The sequence below is a fragment of the Streptomyces mabaensis genome, assembly GCF_053763515.1.
In genome coordinates, this window is the sequence record NZ_JBSOPZ010000015.1 from 84,182 (window position 1) to 101,179 (window position 16,998).

Here is a 16,998-nt window from a genome sequence, read left to right on the forward strand (position 1 = left end):
GCCCGTACTCACTTGAGCCTGCTCGACGCCAGGATCGAGACCAGGTGCAGCAGCGTCTGGACGATCGCGATGCCGGCCAGGACGGCGATACCCAGGCGGCTGAAGAACAGGTCACCCTTGATCAGGTCCAGCACGGCCACGAAGAGGATCAGCAGGGAGGCCTCGATACCGCCCACCAGCCGGTGGAACTTCAGCGCGGCTGCGGCCCGGCGGGCCAGCGCGAGGCCGGAGGAGCGGGGCACGGAGGCCTCGTCCTTCACGGCCGGCAGCCCGCTGCGGGAGCGCGCCACGTCGACGAGGTCCGTCTCCGCCTTGATCAGGATCGCGCCGAGCGCGGCGAGCGTGCCGAGGAAGGCCCACAGCCAGTTCGGCGAGCCGCCGAAGACGTCCGCGCCGCGGACGCCGAAGCCGACCAGCAGGGCCGCCTCGCAGAGGTAGTGGCCGATCCGGTCCAGGTAGACGCCGGTGATCGAGGTCTGCTGGCGCCAGCGGGCGACCTCGCCGTCGACACAGTCGAGCAGCAGGTAGACCTGGAACAGGACCACCGCGAGGATCGCACCGGTCAGCCCGGGGATCAGCAGGGCGGCGCCGCCCAGGACGCCCACGACGACCATGAGGTACGTCAGCTGGTTGGGCGTGATCCTGGTGTTCACCAGGTACGGGTCTATGTGCAGCGAGATCTCTCGCATGTACAGGCGCCCGGCCCAGTGCTCACCGCTGCGCCGGTCCTTCACTCCCTCGGGGTGAACGACCGGACGGAGTTCAGCTACTGATGGTCTTGGCATAGTCGGCGTAAGCGTCCCTGATCTCGGCTGCTGACAGGTTGAGGTGTTCCAGGATGGTGAAGCGGCCCGGGCGGGTCTGGGGTGCGTACTCGACTGCCGCGACGAACTCGTCCACGCTGAAGCCGATCTCCTCGGGGCGCACCGGCAGGCTGTGCCTGCGCAGTACGTCGACGAAGAGCCCGGACTGCTCGTGCGAGCCGCGCAGGTGCATCGCGAAGGCGGCGCCGAGGCCGACCTGCTCCCCGTGGCTCGCGGCCCGCTTGGGGTAGAGCAGGTCGAAGGCGTGGCTGATCTCGTGGCAGGCCCCGGACGAGGGCCGGCTGTCCCCGCTGATCGACATCGCGATGCCGGACAGGACCAGTGCCTCGGCGAGGACCGTGAGGAACTCGTCGTCGCCGCATCCGCCGGGGTGGCGCAGGACGGACTCGCCGGCCGTCCGCGCCATGGCGGCGGCCAGGCCGTCCACGGCCTCACCGGTGATCCGGTGCGAGAGCTCCCAGTCGGCGATGGCAGAGATGTTGGAGATCGCGTCGCCGACGCCGGAGCGGACGAACCGGGCGGGAGCCTCGCGGATGATGTCGAGGTCGATGACCATGGCGATGGGCGTCGGGACGCCGTACGAGCCGCGGCCGTTGTCGTTGTCCAGGCTGGACACCGGCGAGCAGATCCCGTCGTGCGCGAGGTTCGTCGCCACGGCCACCATCGGCAGCCCGACCCGGGCCGCCGCGTACTTCGCCACATCGATGATCTTGCCGCCGCCGAGTCCGACCACGGCGTCGTACCGCTTGCCCTTTATGTCGTCGGCGAGCTTGACCGCGGAGTCGATCGTGCCGTCCGCGACGGGGTACCAGTCGGCGTCGGGCAGCACCGGCGCGAGCTTCTCGCGCAGCGCCTGGCCGGAGCCGCCGCTGATCGCGATCGACAGCTTGCCGGAGGCGGAGATCCGCTGGTCGGCCAGCAGGCGGGCCAGATCGTCCATGGCGCCGCGGCTGATGTCGACGACGACCGGGGACGGGATGAGGCGGGTCAGTACTGGCACGCGATCTCCCTGCCCTTGGCGAGGTCGGCGTGGTTGTCGATCTCGACCCACTTCACGTCGCCGATCGGGGCCACGTCGATGGTCACTCCGCGGTTGACCAGCTCCTGGTAGCCGTCCTCGTAGTAGAGGTCGGGGTCGCGCTCGAAGGTGGTCCTCAGCGCGTCGGCGAGCTCCTCGGCGGCCTCGGGCTCGATCAGCGTCACGCCGATGTACTCACCGGTGGCGGTGGCCGGGTCCATCAGCTTGGTGATCTTCCGGACGCCCTGGCCGTCGGCCGTGATGACCTTCATCTCCTCGTCGGCGAGGTGCTTCACCGTGTCGAGGGCGAGGATGATCTTCTGCCCCTGGCCGCGGGCGGCCAGCAGGGTCTTCTCGACGGAGACCGGGTGCACGGTGTCGCCGTTGGCGAGGATGACGCCCTGCTTCAGGACCTCACGCGCGCACCACAGGGAGTAGGCGTTGTTCCACTCCTCGGCCTTGTCGTTGTCGATGAGGGTGAGGGTGACGCCGTACTTCGCCTCGAGGGCATCCTTCCGCGCGTACACGGCCTCCTTGCGGTAGCCGACGACGATCGCGACCTCGGTCAGACCGACCTCCGCGAAGTTGCCCAGGGTGAGGTCGAGGACGGTGAGCCTGTCCTCCTGGCCGTCGGGGCCGACCGGAACCAGGGCCTTGGGGAGCGTGTCGGTGTAGGGGCGCAGACGCCTTCCGGCGCCGGCCGCCAGTACGAGGCCGATCATGCTGGTTCTCCTTCGTCATGTACGGCGGGTGCTCCGGAGGACACCCAGAAGCGGATGCTCTCCACGAGCACCACGAGCGCCACGGCCACGGCGAGAACCGTGAGCGCGACGGTGAAGTCTGTGTTGCGGGGCAGTACGGCGGCGAGTACCGCCACCACCAGCACCCGGCCCTCGTGCCCGCCGGTCGAGCGGACCAGCCACCGCGGGGGCGCGCCGGTGCCGCCGCGGATGCGGTACACCGTGTCGTAGTGATGGTAGGCGACCGCGGCAACCAGTCCGAAAGCCGCGGGAAGCGCTCCGTTCACCTCGGAGCGGGCGGCGAGCAGCACGATCGTGCCGTACTCGGCGGCCCGGAAGACCGGGGGGACGAGCCAGTCGAGGGAGCCCTTGAGGGGCAGTGCGACGGCGGCGCCGGAGGTGACGGCGTAGAGGACGGCCGCGCCGATCATCCAGGGGCTGCCGAAGGGCAGGAGCCAGGCGGCGGCCACGAGAAGAACCGCTCCCTCGGCGGCCATCAGCGCGCGGGAACCGAACGGCGGGTAGGCCTTGAGGAGGCCCAGTGCCTTCCCCACCAGCTCGGCGACCGGACCGGTGTCCGCCAGGTCGGCCAGGGCCTGAGCCTCGCGGTCCGTCCTGGGGGCCTTGCTGGTCAGCGAGCGCAGGACGCGGCCGGCGGTGGTGTAGCAGGCGGCGAACGCGCAGCCTATGAGGAGGGCGTAGAAGACGATGCGTGGGGTGGTCACGGCCGTCAGTACGGCGATCATCGCCCAGCGCTCACCGATCGGCAGGACGATCATGCGGCGGGCCCAGACCGTCCAACCGACGGTGTTGAGCCGGTCCGAGAGCGCCGCGGTCGGGCTCCCCCCGACGGACTGGCCCGTGGCCACGGCGTCGCGGTTCGCCTCGTTGAAGGAGAAGTCCACGACATGGCGGCAGGTCTGCAGGACCATCGCGCCGAGCGCCAGGGCCCATACGTCGTCCCCGTTGCGGGCCGCGCCGAGCGCGAGGCCGGCGTAGAAGGCGTACTCCTTGGCGCGGTCGAAGGTGGCGTCCAGCCACGCGCCCATCGTCGAGTACTGCAGCGAGTAGCGGGCGAGCTGCCCGTCGGTGCAGTCCAGGACGAAGGAGAAGAGCAGCAGCAGGCCCGCGGCGATGTAGCCGCCGCGGGTACCGGTCGCCGCGCAGCCGGCCGCGATCAGCGCGGTGAGCAGCGAGGCGGTGGTGACCTGGTTGGGGGTGAAGCCCCGGCGGGCGCACCAGCGGGCGAGGTAGCGGGAGTACGGGCTGACGCAGAAGGTGGTGAAGAACCCGTCCCGGGACTTCACGGCGGTGCGCAGGCGTACGGCCTCGTCGTCCACGGCGGCGACAGCGGCCCGGGCCTCGTGCCGGGACTGCGGGTCCGTGGGGACGGCGGCGACGAGTGAGCCGAGCTCCGGGCGCTGTACGCCGGTGCCGTCCGCTTCGAGGGCGTCGGCGAGCCGGTCGGGCAGGCAGTCGGCGGGCTGTGCGGGATTGGTCGCCGCGACGGCCCGGGCGAGGCCCGGGCGTGCCTCGCGCTGAACGGTCAGCGCGCCGGGCACCGCGGCGGCGGGGAAGCGGGGATCGGTCAGCGCCAGGCGCAGGGCGTGTACGTGTCCGACGAACCCGGCGTCGACGACCGCGACCCGCTCACCGGCCGGTACCGCGGCCAGCAGGGTGCCCGTGTCCTGGGCGCCGGAGGCGATACGTACATCGAAACCCAGCGACCGCAGATCGCCTTCGAGCGGCGATCCGGGTACCGGCTGACCGGTGAGGATGGCGGTCGACAGACGAACTCACTCCTTGGAACGGGCGCCGGCGGTACGCGTGCCTGCCTGGCGGTGTGCAGGGGCCGGCCCGGCCCTCACCGGGGGCGGGCAGCACGTCGGCAGAGGCTATCGGATGAATGGAGGCGGGCGTTCACCACCCGTTTACGCCCCGATGGGCCCGGGACGGGGCGGCCGCCCGGGCCGCGATCATCATGGTGGATCGACGCGATGGCCCACAAACCGCGCGGGGATGCCGTAGGGGGTGGCTGCATGACGTGGCTGATCACAGGTGGCGCGGGTTACATCGGAGCGCATGTGGCGCGGACGATGGCGGAGGCGGGCGAGCGGGTCGTCGTCCTCGACGACATCTCCACCGGCATCGAGGAGCGGCTGCCGCCGGAGATTCCGCTGGTACGCGGCTCCTACCTGGACCGGGAGCTGCTCGACCGGGCGCTGGCCGAGCACGAGGTCGGCGGTGTGGTGCATCTCGCGGCGAAGAAGCAGGTCGGGGAATCGGTCGAGCGGCCGCTGTACTACTACCGCAACAACGTGTCCGGGCTGACGGTGCTGCTCGAAGCGGTGGCCGCGGCGGGCGTCAAGCGTTTCGTGTTCTCCTCCTCCGCCGCGGTGTACGGCGTGCCGGCGCCCGCCGTCGAACTCATCACCGAGGACACCCCCTGCGCTCCGATCAACCCGTACGGGGAGACAAAGCTCACCGGGGAGTGGCTGGTCCGGGCCACCGGCCTGGCGCACGGCATCGACACCATGTGTCTGCGGTACTTCAACGTGGCGGGCGCCGAGCTGCCCGAACTCGCGGACACCGGGGTGTTCAACATCATTCCGATGGTGTTCGACCGGCTCACCCGCGGCGAGGCCCCGCGCATCTTCGGGGACGACTATCCGACCCCGGACGGCACCTGCATCCGCGACTACATCCACGTCGGTGATCTGGCCGAGGCCCACCTCGCCGCCGTGCGTCGGCTGTCGTCGCGCGGCGGCCCGGGCGACGCTCCGGGCGACCTGACGGTGAACATCGGCCGCGGCGAGGGGGTGTCCGTGCGCGAGCTGGTCGATCTGGCGGTCGAGGTGTCCGGCATCACCCTGCCCGCGATCGTCGAATCCCGCCGCCCCGGCGACGCCGCCACGGCGGTCGCCTCGGCCGAGCTGATCGCCAAGGAACTGGGCTGGACGGCCCGCCGCGGAGTGCGCGAGATGGTCGAGTCGGCCTGGGAGGGCTGGTGCCTGCGCCACCCGGAGGCGCGCCGCCGCTGAGGCACGCGGGCCTCCTGCGAGCGCTGTGACCTGCGGGCGTTTCCGCAGGTCACAGCACATGACAACGGTGTTCAGCATCGTGTTGCCCGGCACCCCGAAGCCGTAGTTCACTGTGATCGCAGACCGCACACACGGACAGCGCACACACCGAGCCGGGAGGCAGTCGTCATGGGGGCTGGGCACAACCACGGGCATACGCACGGGGGGCCGCCGGCCACCGGGACGGCGACCGCCGCGTACAGGGGGCGGCTGCGGATCGCGCTGTGCATCACCCTGACCGTGATGGTCGTGGAGATCATCGGCGGGCTGGCCGCCGACTCGCTCGCGCTCATCGCGGACGCCGCCCACATGGCCACCGACGCGCTGGGGCTCGGGATGGCGCTGCTGGCGATCCACTTCGCGGGCCGGCCGCCCAGCGAGAGCCGTACGTTCGGCTTCGCGCGGGCCGAGATCCTCGCCGCGCTCGCCAACTGCCTGCTGCTCCTCGGCGTCGGCGGTTACATCCTCTACGAGGCGGTGCAGCGGTTCATCACACCGGCCGAGACCCACGGCGGGCTGACCATCGTCTTCGGCGTCGTCGGACTGCTGGCGAACATGGTCTCGCTGGGGCTGCTGATGCGCGGTCAGCAGGAGAGCCTCAATGTGCGCGGTGCCTTCCTGGAGGTGATGGCGGACGCCCTCGGCTCCGCGGCGGTCCTGGTCTCGGCGCTGATCATTCTGACCACCGGCTGGCTCGCGGCGGACCCGATCGCGTCCCTGGTGATCGGCCTGATGATCGTCCCGCGTACCTGGAAGCTGCTGCGGGAGACGCTGAACGTGCTGCTGGAGGCGGCGCCCAAGGACGTCGACATGGCGGAGGTACGGGCGCACATGCTGGCCCTGCCCGGCGTCGCGGACGTTCACGACCTGCACGCCTGGACGATCACCTCCGGTATGCCCGTGCTCTCCGCGCATGTGGTGGTGAGTCAGGACGCGCTGGACTCGATCGGGCACGAGAAGATACTCCACGAGCTCCAGGGCTGCCTCGGCGACCACTTCGACGTCGGGCACTGCACCTTCCAGCTGGAGCCGGTGGGGCACGCGGAGCACGAGGCGAGGCTCTGCCACTGAGCGGCCCTGGCGCTGATAGGATGATCCCCAAGAGACATGCGGTCTCTGCCATGACGTGAGAGCAGGAGGTGGGTTGATGACCGTCGCAGCGGTTGCTGCTGTGCGCAGCGACGAGAAGTTCATCCCCATCTTCCGGGTACTCGGCTGACGCCACGGGCTTGTCGGCCGGGACCCTCACACCCAAGGGTTTCTCACGTTGACCGACAACACTTTCTCTGAGGCATTCTTCGCGCTGCACCGCGGACTTCCCCGTCAGGGGCCCGGTTCGGACGCGACCACCCGCCGCCTCCTCTCCCTCACGGGACCACTGCCCGCCCGTCCGCGGGTACTGGACCTGGGCTGCGGCCCCGGCCGGTCGGCGCTGCTGCTGGCCGCGGAGGCGGGCGCCGAGGTGACCGCCGTGGACCTGGACCCCGGCATGCTCGACGAGCTGCGGCAGGCCGCCGAGGACTCCGGGCTCACCGAGTCCATCCGTACCGTCAAGGCCGACATGGCCGAACTCCCCTTCCCGGACGGGTCCTTCGACCTCGTCTGGGCGGAGAGTTCCGTCTACAACATCGGATTCGACACCGCACTGCGCGCGTGGAGGCGGCTGCTCGCACCGGGCGGCGCGGTGGTCGTCACCGAGTGCGAGTGGACCTCCGCCGAGCCCTCGGCCGAGGCCCGCGCCTTCTGGGACCAGCACTACGCCCTGCGCACCACCGCCCAGAACACGGCGGCTGCCGAGGCGGCCGGCTACACGGTCCTCGGCGTGGTCCCCCAGCCGGAGTCCGACTGGGACGAGTACTACGTCCCGCTCGGCGCGCGCGCCGAGGCGGCCGATCCCGCCGCCCCCGGCATGGACCGGGCGATCGCCGCGACCCGCGAGGAGATCGCGATGCGGCGTGAGCACGGCTCGGAGTACGGGTACACGGGCTACGTCCGCGTCCGGCGGAGCCGGCGCAGTCGGCGGTACCTGCACCCTGGCGTACCCGGCCGGAGACGGAGCGGGACATCGCGGCCGTACGGGCCGTCAATGCCGCCGCGTTCCCGACGGCCGACGAGGCCGCGCTGGTCGACGCCCTGCGCGCGGACGAGGAGGCCTGGCTGCCCGGGCTGTCGTACGTCGCGGAGGCGCCGGACGGCGAGATCGCGGCGTACGCCCTGCTGACCCGCTGCCGCATCGGGTCGTCGGGGGCGCCCGCCCTGGCGCTCGCCCCGGTCGCCGTGCTGCCGGCGTACCAGAGGCAGGGGGCGGGCAGCGCCGTCGTACGGGCCGTGCTGGCTGCGGCCCGTGAGCGCGGGGAGCACCTCGTCCTGGTGCTCGGGCATCCGGACTACTACCCGAGGTTCGGCTTCACCCCGGCCTCACAGGCCGGGATCCGGCCGGGCTTCGAGGTGCCGGACGAGGCCATGATGGCGCTGGTGCTGGACGGTTCCCGGCCGGTTCCGACGGGCACGATCCAGTACCCGGAGGCCTTCGGCGTCTGACGTCGCGTCCCGCGTCCTGCTCTGCCCCCGCCGCGTGTGCCGTGGCGGGGGCAGACATGCGCGGGCCGCCGCCGAAGTACGGACAAGCCGCTTTTTTACGGCAGACTGAGGGCCGAAGACCAAAGCGAAGGATGGTTATGCCGACCACACCAGCCACCGCGACGAACAGCTCGTCGAACGGCGCCGCACAAGCGATCATGCTCGAACTGGTCGACGAGGACGGCAACACCATCGGCACGGCGGAGAAGCTCTCCGCCCACCTGGCGCCCGGCAGACTGCACCGGGCGTTCTCCGTGTTCCTCTTCGACGAGACCGGCCGGCTGCTGATCCAGCGGCGGGCGCTCGGCAAGTACCACTCCCCCGGCGTCTGGTCGAACACCTGCTGCGGGCACCCGTATCCGGGCGAGGCGCCGTTCGCCGCGGCCGCCCGTCGTACGCACGAGGAGCTGGGCCTCTCGCCGTCGCTGCTCGCCGAGGCCGGCACGGTCCGCTACAACCACCCGGACCCCGCTTCGGGTCTCGTGGAGCAGGAGTACAACCACCTGTTCGTCGGCCTGGCGCAGGCGGCCCTGCGGCCGGATCCGGAGGAGGTCGGCGAGACCGCCTTCGTCACCCCGGCGGAGCTGGCCGCGCGTCATGGGGCGGCGCCGTTCTCCGCCTGGTTCATGACCGTGCTGGACGCGGCACGGCCGGCGATCAGGGAGCTGACCGGGCCGTCGGCGGGCTGGTGAGGGGCAGAGCCGCCCAAATGACCTTGCCGCCGCCGGCAGTGTGCTCGACATCGCAGACACCGCCCGCCTCGTAGGTGATCTCGCGGACGAGCAGCAGGCCGCGGCCGCCGGTCTGCGCGAAGTCGGCTTCCAGCGCCTTGGGCCGGTACGGGTGGTTGTCCTCGACCGCCACCCGTACCCACTCCCTGCCGATCGCCACTTCGACCGCGACCTCCGGCGAGAGCAGGGCGGCGTGCCGGACCGAGTTGGTGACCAGCTCGGACACGATGAGCAGCAGCCCCTGGACGGTGTCGTCCTGGGCCGGCACGCGCTGCCGGTTGAGCAGGTCCCGTACGGCGTGCCGGGCCTGCGGAACGGATTCTTCAATCGCGGGGGCGGTGAACCGCCAGACTCCTTCGTACGCCGGCGGCCCGGTGACCAGTGCACAGTCCTGGTTCTGGTCGGGCGGGACACTCCCGCGGATTTCCATGTTCCGCCCCCCGCCGCCGCACTCGATCGTTTCCACGGTTCAAGTGTTGGGAATGCGGGGGTCCGGGCGGTCCGGTGACCAGAAGTCAGCCCTTATCGACGCCTTCTGACCGTTCACGCATGACGGTGTCCGGGATCGGACTGATCCTGATGCCCTTGTGGCCCCTTTCCGGGCTTTTCGGGATCATCCCGCCCGTCGGGCGGCGAGACCAGACCGATCACCCGCCGGCCCCCCACACCGATCGCGATCAGGCCCAGCCCGTCGAACAGCAGCGCCAGCGAGAAGAAAGTGCCGATGAGGTACAGGCTGTTGCCCGGCCAGCCGGCCAGTACCAGCACACCGAGCAGGATGCCGAACGCCCCCTGGACCAGAGTCCAGCCGAACTGCGGGCCGCGCACCACCAGACCGCCGGCCAGCCGGAAGACCCCACCGGTCAGGAAGAGCAGCGCCGCGAACATGGTGAGCGCCTCGGCGCCCGCCTCCGGGCTGCGCAGGATGACGACACCCGCCGCGATGTTGAGCGCGGCCACGACCACGGCGAGCCAGAAGAAGCTGCTGCCACGGGACTGCGCCGCCTGCAGCAGACCGACGAGCCCGCCGACGAGCAGCAGCCAGCCGAACAGCAGCATCGAGGTGAGGGTGGCGATCCCGGTGTGAACGAGGCCGACGAGTCCGGCGACGACAAGGATGACACCGAGCAGCGCCAGCCATCCGAAACTGCGGCTGAGCTTCTTTCCCTCGGCGGTGGCAGCGGACATGAGGGCCTCCTCGGAGCGCCCCCCTGCCGGACCCTTTTGATCATAGGTTTGTCCGCTCCGGATAGCATCCGGCGCATGGAGCCGCAGCTGCAGCACACCGTCGCCGACGGGGTCGCCACCGTCGTCATCGACCATCCCGCCAAGCGCAATGCCATGACCGCGGCGATGTGGCGCCGTCTACCGGAACTGCTGGCGGAGCTGGCGGCCGACGCTTCGGTACGCGTCCTGGTGCTGACCGGCGCCGGATCCACCTTCTGCGCCGGGGCGGACATCTCCTCGCTGCGCGAGCCGGGGGACCCGCAGTCCCTCGCGGTACGGGCCGAGGAGGCCCTGGCCGCCTTCCCCAAGCCCACGCTCGCGGCGATCCGCGGCTACTGCGTGGGCGGCGGCTGCCAGCTGGCCGCGGCCTGCGATCTGCGTTTCGCGGAGGAGGGCGCGTCCTTCGGTGTCACGCCGGCGAAGCTCGGCATCGTGTATCCGGCCGGCTCGACCCGGCGGCTCGCGTCACTGGTCGGCCCGGCGGGCGCCAAGTACCTGCTGTTCTCCGCCGAGTTGATCGGGACCGAGCGGGCGCTGCGCACGGGCCTGGTGGACGAGGTGCTGCCCGTGGGTGAACTGGACAAGCGGGTGGCGGAGTTCAGCCGGATACTCGCCTCGCGGTCGCAGCTGACGCAGGCGGCGGCCAAGGAGTTCGCGACCGGTGCGGCGGACGCGGCGCGCAGCGCGTACTGGGCGGAGCAGGCACGCGGCAGCGGCGACACCGCCGAGGGTGTCGCCGCCTTCCTGGAACGCCGCGCGCCGCGCTTCACCTGGACCGCCTAGGTTCTGTCCCCCATACGACCTGCGGGCTTCCACCCGTACTGACCAGTCGGTAACGTGGGGGGCATGACTTCGCTCCCGGCCCGCGCCCGCCGCCACTGCCACAACGTGATCAACCCGCTCCACGCGGCGGTGTACTTCTCCCCCGACTACCTCAAGGAATTCGCCGGAATCGGCGTGGCGGACCAGAACGCCGCGTACTTCGCCGGGCGGGCCGCGGCCATGGGCCCGGCCACCGCCGGCATGGTCACGGCGACGTTCTACAACTTCAACCACGCGCTCGTCGCGCGCCATGTCCCGGAGGTCTGGCGCACCGCCTCCCCCGAGGCCGCCCTCGCGGCGCGGCTGCGGGCCGCCGACGCCACCCTGCGGCGGCTGCTCGGCGACGACGCCGTGGCCTCGGCGGAGATGGCCGAGGCCGCCTCCCTCGCCCTGCGGGCCGCCGAGGCCTGCACCCGGCACGCCCGGCCGCTGTACGCCGCGCACGCCGATCTTCCGGTGCCCGAGGAGTCCGTACTCGCGTATTGGCACGCCGCGACGCTGCTGCGCGAGCACCGCGGGGACGGGCACCTCGCCGTGCTCCTCGATGCGGAGCTCGACCCGGTGGAGGCCCTGGTCAGCCACACCGCGAGCGGACGGGGCATGGCGCCCAAGTGGGCCATCACCACCCGGGGCTGGTCGCGGGCGGAGTGGGAGGCCGCGGCCGGCCGGCTGCGGGACCGTGGACTGCTCGACGCGCAGGGCGAGTTGACCGAGGCCGGGGTCGCGCTGCGCAAGGACATCGAGGCGGAGACGGACCGGCTGGACCGCGCCCCGTACGAGCACCTGGGCGCGGCGGGCGTCGAGCGGCTCACCGAGCTGGCGACGGCGTTCGTGACGACCGCGCTGGGCGCCGGCGCGTTCCCCGACGGCGTGTTCGGAAAGGGCTGACCCGCAAGGGTCGCATCCCCCGGTTGTCGGCGCCACCTGCCACAATGCTGCCTTCAAGCTCAGCGAGAAGGCGGTACGGGATCGTGACGACGTCCATCGAAGGCAGGATCGCCGAGGAGCTCGGCGTACGGGAGCGGCAGGTGAAGGCCGCCGTCGAGCTGCTCGACGGCGGCTCGACCGTTCCGTTCATCGCGCGCTACCGCAAGGAAGCGACCGAGATGCTCGACGACGCGCAGTTGCGCACGCTCGAGGAGCGGCTGCGCTATCTGCGGGAGCTGGAGGACCGGCGGACCGCGATCCTCGACTCCGTACGTGAGCAGGGCAAGCTGGACGGCGAGCTGGAGGCTCGGATCCGCGCCGCGGACACCAAGGCGCGGCTCGAGGACATCTACCTCCCCTTCAAGCCGAAGCGCCGGACGAAGGCGCAGATCGCGCGCGAGGCCGGACTGGAACCGCTCGCCGACGGCCTGCTCGGCGATCCGTCGGTGGATCCGCTGGCCGCCGCGGCCGGCTTCGCCGATCCGGACCGGGGGGTGGCGGACGCCGCCGCGGCCCTGGAGGGCGCCCGGGCGATCCTGACCGAGCGGTTCGGCGAGGACGCCGACCTCATCGGCGAGCTGCGGGAGCGCATGTGGTCGCGCGGGCGGCTCGCGGCGAAGGTCCGGGACGGCAAGGAGGAGGCGGGCGCGAAGTTCGCCGACTACTTCGACTTCGCGGAGGCGTTCACCGCCCTGCCCTCGCACCGGGTGCTGGCGATGCTGCGCGGCGAGAAGGAAGAGGTGCTCGACCTCGTCCTGGAGCCCGAGGAGCCCTCGCAGACCCCCGGACCCTCAACGTACGAGGGCATGGTCGCCCGGCGCTTCGGCATCGCGGATCGCGGACGCCCCGGGGACAAGTGGCTGGCGGACACGGTCCGCTGGGCGTGGCGGACCCGGATCCTGGTGCATCTCGGCATCGACCTGCGGCTGCGGCTGCGGCAGGCCGCGGAGGACGAGGCGGTGCGCGTCTTCGCGGCCAACCTGCGCGATCTGCTGCTGGCCGCGCCCGCCGGGACGCGGGCGACGCTGGGGCTCGACCCCGGCTTCCGTACCGGCGTGAAGGTGGCCGTCGTGGACGCGACGGGGAAGGTCGTCGCCACGGACACGATCTATCCGCACGTCCCGGCCAACAAGTGGGACGAGTCGCTGGCGAAGCTGGCCCGGCTGGCCGGGGAGCACGCCGTCGAGCTGATCGCCATCGGCAATGGCACGGCGTCCCGCGAGACGGACAAGCTCGCCGCCGAACTGTGCGACAAGCACCCCGAGCTGAAGCTGACGAAGGTCATGGTCTCGGAGGCGGGCGCCTCGGTGTACTCGGCGTCGGCCTTCGCCTCGCAGGAGCTGCCGGACCTCGATGTGTCGATCCGCGGGGCGGTGTCGATCGCGCGGCGGCTGCAGGACCCGCTGGCCGAGCTGGTGAAGATCGACCCCAAGTCGATCGGTGTCGGCCAGTACCAGCACGACCTGTCCGAGGTGAAGCTGTCCCGTTCGCTCGACGCGGTGGTCGAGGACTGCGTGAACGGCGTCGGTGTCGATGTGAACACCGCGTCCGCGCCGCTGCTCTCGCGGGTGTCGGGCATCGGCTCGGGCCTGGCCGAGAACATCGTGGCCCACCGTGACGCGAACGGGCCCTTCCGGTCCCGGAAGGCGCTCAAGGACGTGGCGCGGCTCGGCCCCAAGGCGTACGAGCAGTGCGCGGGCTTCCTCCGGATCCGGGGCGGGGACGACCCGCTCGACGCGTCGAGCGTGCACCCGGAGGCGTACCCGGTGGTGCGGGCGATGGGGAAGACGGCGGGCAGCGAGGTCGCGGCGCTGGTGGGGAACACGTCCGTGCTGCGGTCGCTGAAGCCGGCCGACTTCGTGAACGACTCCTTCGGTCTGCCGACCGTGACCGACATCCTGCGCGAGCTGGAGAAGCCGGGGCGGGACCCGCGGCCCGCGTTCAGGACGGCGACCTTCAAGGAGGGCGTCGAGAAGATCGGCGACCTGGCGCCCGGGATGCTGCTGGAGGGCGTGGTCACGAACGTCGCCGCGTTCGGCGCGTTCGTGGACGTCGGTGTGCATCAGGACGGGCTGGTCCATGTCTCGGCGATGTCGAAGACGTTCGTCAAGGACCCGCGGGACGTGGTGAAGCCGGGCGACATCGTGCGGGTGAAGGTGCTGGATGTCGACATTCCGCGCAAGCGGATCTCGTTGACGCTGCGCCTGGAGGACGAGGCGGGCGCCCCCGCCCCGGCGTCCCGCGAGCGCCGCGGCGGCCGCCCGCCGCAGCAGCGGGGCGGCACCGGCGGAGGCGGCACGAGCCGGGGCGGCGGCAACCGGCGCGAGGCGGCCGCGCCACCGCCGGCCAACAGCGCGATGGCGGACGCTCTGCGGCGGGCCGGTCTGACGGGTGGCCCCGAGGGACGCCGCCGCGGCTGATGGCTTGATCGGACCCCTGGGGCCTGTCCGGCCTTGCCAGTTCGAGCACAAGATCGGTAGTCATGGCGTACCGGCACTGCCTGTGCCCGGTTGCCGAAGAGAAGGCGATGTCGTCGTGACCACCGTTCTGATCACCGGTGCCAGCGCGGGCCTCGGCGCGGCGTTCACCCGCCGCTTCGCGGCCAAGGGCTGCCACCTTGTGCTCGTCGCCCGCGACAAGGAGCGCCTGGAGGGGTCCGCCGCAGCCCTGCGGGCGGAGTTCGGCGTGTCCGTCGAGGTGCTCGTGGCCGATCTGCTCGATCCCGCCGCCTGCCGTGCGGTCGAGAGCCGCCTCGGCGACGCGGACCGGCCCGTGGACGTCCTGGTGAACAACGCGGGGTTCGGTCTGGCCGCCCCCTTTCCGTACAGCCCGCTGGAGGACGAGGAGCGGATGCTGGACCTCCTGGTCCGGGTGCCGCTCAGGCTCACCCACGCGGCGATTCCCGGCATGCGGGCCCGCCGGAGGGGAGCCGTACTGAACCTGTCCTCCATCGCCGGACTGCTGCCCACCGGAACCTACGGCGCCGCCAAGGCCTGGATCACGGCTTTCAGCGAATCCCTTCGCGTCGACCTCGCTCCGTACGGGGTCAGGGTCCTCGCCGTGTGCCCCGGCTTCACCCGTACGGAGTTCCAGGACCGGGCCGGGATGGATGTGAGCGCCTTGCCCGCATCGGCATGGCTGGAGGCCGACGCGGTGGTGACCCAGGCGCTGAAGGACCTGCAGCTGGGCCGGCCCGTGAGCATCACCGGCTGGCGCTACAAGGTGTACGCCCTGGCGGCCCGGCATCTGCCGCGCACGGTGGTCGCCGGGAAGATGGCACGCACCCGCAGGGCCCCGGCGTCGGCGGACGTCTGACGCCGGGGCGGACGTCTGACGGGGGGCGGGGCCGGCGCTTGGGCTCAGGCCTCGGCGACCTTGCCGTCGGCCACCACCAGGCGGCGGGTCGTCCGTACGGCGTCGAGCATGCGGCGGTCGTGGGTGACCAGGAGGAGCGTTCCCTCGTAGTCGGCGAGCGCCGACTCCAGCTGTTCGATCGCCGGCAGGTCCAGGTGGTTCGTCGGTTCGTCGAGGACCAGCAGGTTCACCCCCCGCCCCTGGAGCAGCGCGAGCGCCGCGCGGGTGCGTTCGCCCGGGGACAGGGTCGCGGCCGGGCGCAGCACGTGCGCCGCCCGCAGGCCGAACTTCGCCAGCAGGGTGCGGACCTCGGCCGGCTCCGTGTCCGGCACCGCCGCGCAGAACGCGTCCAGCAGCGGTTCCTCGCCCAGAAACAGTCCGCGCGCCTGGTCGACCTCGCCGACCACGACGCCGGAGCCGAGCGTGGCGTGCCCCGCGTCCAGCGGGAGGCGGCCGAGCAGCGCGGCCAGCAGGGTCGACTTGCCGGAGCCGTTGGCTCCGGTGATCGCGACCCGGTCCGCCCAGTCGATCTGCAACGTCGCGGGACCGAAGGTGAAGCCGCCGCGGCGGACCTCCGCGTCGCGCAGGGTCGCGACGACCGAGCCCGAGCGCGGGGCGGCCGCGATCTCCATCCGGAGTTCCCACTCCTTGCGCGGCTCATCGACCACGTCGAGCCGCTCGATCATCCGCTGTGTCTGGCGCGCCTTGGACGCCTGCTTCTCGCTGGCCTCGCTGCGGAACTTGCGCCCGAGCTTGTCGTTGTCGCCCGCCTTCCGGCGGGCGTTCTTGACGCCCTTGTCCATCCAGGAGCGCTGCATCTGCGCGCGCCCCTCCAGGGCGTCCTTCTTGTCCGCGTACTCCTCGTACGACTCGCGCGCGTGGCGGCGCGCCGTCTCCCGCTCCTCCAGGTACGCCGCGTACCCGCCGCCGTACAGGTTGATCCGCTGCTGCGCGAGGTCGAGTTCCAGCACCTTGGTGACCGTCCGGGTCAGGAACTCGCGGTCGTGGCTGATCACGACCGTGCCGGCCCGCAGGCCCTTCACGAAGGTTTCGAGCCGGTCGAGCCCGTCGAGATCCAGGTCGTTCGTGGGCTCGTCCAGCAGGAAGACGTCGTAGCGGGAGAGCAGCAGCGAGGCAAGCCCCGCGCGGGCCGCCTGCCCGCCGGAGAGCGCCGTCATCGGGAGGTCCAGGCCGATGGTGAGGCCCAGCGAGGCCGCGACCTCCTCCGCCCGCTCGTCGAGATCCGCGCCGCCGAGGTGGAGCCAGCGGTCCAGGCTGGTGGCGTACGCGTCGTCGGCGCCCGGCGCGCCGTCGACGAGGGCCTGGGTGGCCTCGTCGAGCGCGAGCTGCGCGGCGGCGACCCCGGTGCGGCGGGCCAGGAAGTCCCGTACCGACTCCGCCGCCCGCCGCTCCGGCTCCTGCGGGAGGTGCCCGACGGCGGCCGAGGGCGGGGAGAGGCGCAGCTCGCCGTCCTCGGGGGTGTCGAGGCCCGCCAGGAGCCGCAGCAGGGTGGATTTGCCCGCGCCGTTGACGCCGACGAGGCCGATGACGTCACCGGGCGCGACGACGAGGTCGAGCCCGGAGAAGAGCGAGCGTTCGCCGTGGCCGGCGGCGAGGTCCTTGGCGACGAGGGTTGCAGTCATGAGGAGACCGATCCTAATCGGCGTTCACCCCGGCCCCCACAGCCCGGCGGCG

14 protein-coding genes and 1 pseudogene are annotated in these 16,998 nt (G+C 71.8%); 8 read left to right on the plus strand and 7 right to left on the minus strand.

The genetic code is table 11. The features are described from left to right. Positions 1 to 8 precede the first annotated feature (8 nt). The 4 genes from ACWV17_RS15845 to ACWV17_RS15860 are packed head-to-tail and all read right to left on the minus strand — an operon-like array spanning position 9 to position 4,372. Positions 9 to 785 carry a CDP-alcohol phosphatidyltransferase family protein gene (locus tag ACWV17_RS15845; RefSeq protein WP_455360211.1) on the minus strand — a complete coding sequence of 259 codons (777 nt, stop codon included), beginning with the start codon at positions 783 to 785 and terminating at the stop codon, positions 9 to 11. Further along, positions 763 to 1,824: an iron-containing alcohol dehydrogenase family protein gene (locus tag ACWV17_RS15850; RefSeq protein ID WP_455360212.1), complete on the minus strand. Its 1,062-nt coding sequence runs from the start codon at positions 1,822 to 1,824 to the stop codon at positions 763 to 765. The genes ACWV17_RS15845 and ACWV17_RS15850 overlap by 23 nt, the downstream gene beginning before the upstream one ends. Then, the gene (locus ACWV17_RS15855; protein ID WP_455360213.1) at positions 1,812 to 2,564 is read right to left on the minus strand and encodes a phosphocholine cytidylyltransferase family protein; all 753 of its coding nucleotides are present in this window, start codon (positions 2,562 to 2,564) and stop codon (positions 1,812 to 1,814) included. Before ACWV17_RS15855 ends, ACWV17_RS15850 begins: the two co-directional genes overlap by 13 nt. Beyond that, entirely contained in the window at positions 2,561 to 4,372 is a 1,812-nt protein-coding gene (locus tag ACWV17_RS15860) for a DUF5941 domain-containing protein (protein ID WP_455360273.1), read from the minus strand. The genes ACWV17_RS15855 and ACWV17_RS15860 overlap by 4 nt, the downstream gene beginning before the upstream one ends. A 249-nt stretch (positions 4,373 to 4,621) precedes the next feature. On the opposite strand from ACWV17_RS15860, the gene galE reads away from it, so the two are divergent. From galE to idi, 4 genes and pseudogenes are all read left to right on the plus strand, one after another. Further along, the gene (galE, locus tag ACWV17_RS15865) at positions 4,622 to 5,623 is read left to right on the plus strand and encodes a UDP-glucose 4-epimerase GalE (protein WP_455360214.1); all 1,002 of its coding nucleotides are present in this window, start codon (positions 4,622 to 4,624) and stop codon (positions 5,621 to 5,623) included. 168 nt (positions 5,624 to 5,791) lie between these two features. After that, positions 5,792 to 6,733 carry a cation diffusion facilitator family transporter gene (locus ACWV17_RS15870; protein ID WP_455360215.1) on the plus strand — a complete coding sequence of 314 codons (942 nt, stop codon included), beginning with the start codon at positions 5,792 to 5,794 and terminating at the stop codon, positions 6,731 to 6,733. Between the two features lie 196 nt (positions 6,734 to 6,929). Then, positions 6,930 to 8,203 (plus strand): annotated as a pseudogene (locus ACWV17_RS15875) (GNAT family N-acetyltransferase). A 137-nt stretch (positions 8,204 to 8,340) separates the two neighbouring features. Next, positions 8,341 to 8,934 (plus strand): isopentenyl-diphosphate Delta-isomerase, encoded by a 594-nt coding sequence (idi, locus tag ACWV17_RS15880; protein WP_455351509.1) that lies wholly within the window; start codon positions 8,341 to 8,343, stop codon positions 8,932 to 8,934. Here idi and ACWV17_RS15885 read toward each other — a convergent pair. Both ACWV17_RS15885 and ACWV17_RS15890 read right to left on the minus strand, forming a co-directional pair. After that, a complete protein-coding gene (locus ACWV17_RS15885; protein ID WP_455351890.1) occupies positions 8,900 to 9,403 on the minus strand; it encodes an ATP-binding protein in 504 nt (167 codons plus the stop codon). The two genes, idi and ACWV17_RS15885, sit on opposite strands and share 35 nt — an antisense overlap. Positions 9,404 to 9,516: 113 nt before the next feature. Next, positions 9,517 to 10,161 (minus strand): HdeD family acid-resistance protein, encoded by a 645-nt coding sequence (locus tag ACWV17_RS15890; RefSeq protein ID WP_455351510.1) that lies wholly within the window; start codon positions 10,159 to 10,161, stop codon positions 9,517 to 9,519. A 75-nt stretch (positions 10,162 to 10,236) separates the two neighbouring features. Between ACWV17_RS15890 and ACWV17_RS15895 the strand changes: the two genes are divergently transcribed. The 4 genes from ACWV17_RS15895 (at position 10,237) to ACWV17_RS15910 (ending at position 15,264) form a co-directional block, all read left to right on the plus strand. Continuing rightward, positions 10,237 to 10,983: an enoyl-CoA hydratase/isomerase family protein gene (locus ACWV17_RS15895; RefSeq protein WP_455360216.1), complete on the plus strand. Its 747-nt coding sequence runs from the start codon at positions 10,237 to 10,239 to the stop codon at positions 10,981 to 10,983. Positions 10,984 to 11,046: 63 nt separating this feature from the next. Then, complete coding sequence (locus ACWV17_RS15900; protein WP_455360217.1) at positions 11,047 to 11,910, plus strand: SCO6745 family protein; 864 nt, start codon at positions 11,047 to 11,049, stop codon at positions 11,908 to 11,910. 83 nt (positions 11,911 to 11,993) lie between these two features. Then, complete coding sequence (locus ACWV17_RS15905) at positions 11,994 to 14,369, plus strand: Tex family protein (RefSeq protein ID WP_455360218.1); 2,376 nt, start codon at positions 11,994 to 11,996, stop codon at positions 14,367 to 14,369. Positions 14,370 to 14,484: 115 nt separating this feature from the next. Continuing rightward, on the plus strand, positions 14,485 to 15,264 hold the full coding sequence (locus ACWV17_RS15910; protein ID WP_455360219.1) for an SDR family NAD(P)-dependent oxidoreductase: 780 nt from the start codon (positions 14,485 to 14,487) through the stop codon (positions 15,262 to 15,264). A gap of 44 nt (positions 15,265 to 15,308) precedes the next feature. On the opposite strand, the gene ACWV17_RS15915 is transcribed toward ACWV17_RS15910, so the two are convergent. After that, on the minus strand, positions 15,309 to 16,946 hold the full coding sequence (locus ACWV17_RS15915) for an ABC-F family ATP-binding cassette domain-containing protein (protein WP_455360220.1): 1,638 nt from the start codon (positions 16,944 to 16,946) through the stop codon (positions 15,309 to 15,311). Positions 16,947 to 16,998: the final 52 nt, after the last annotated feature.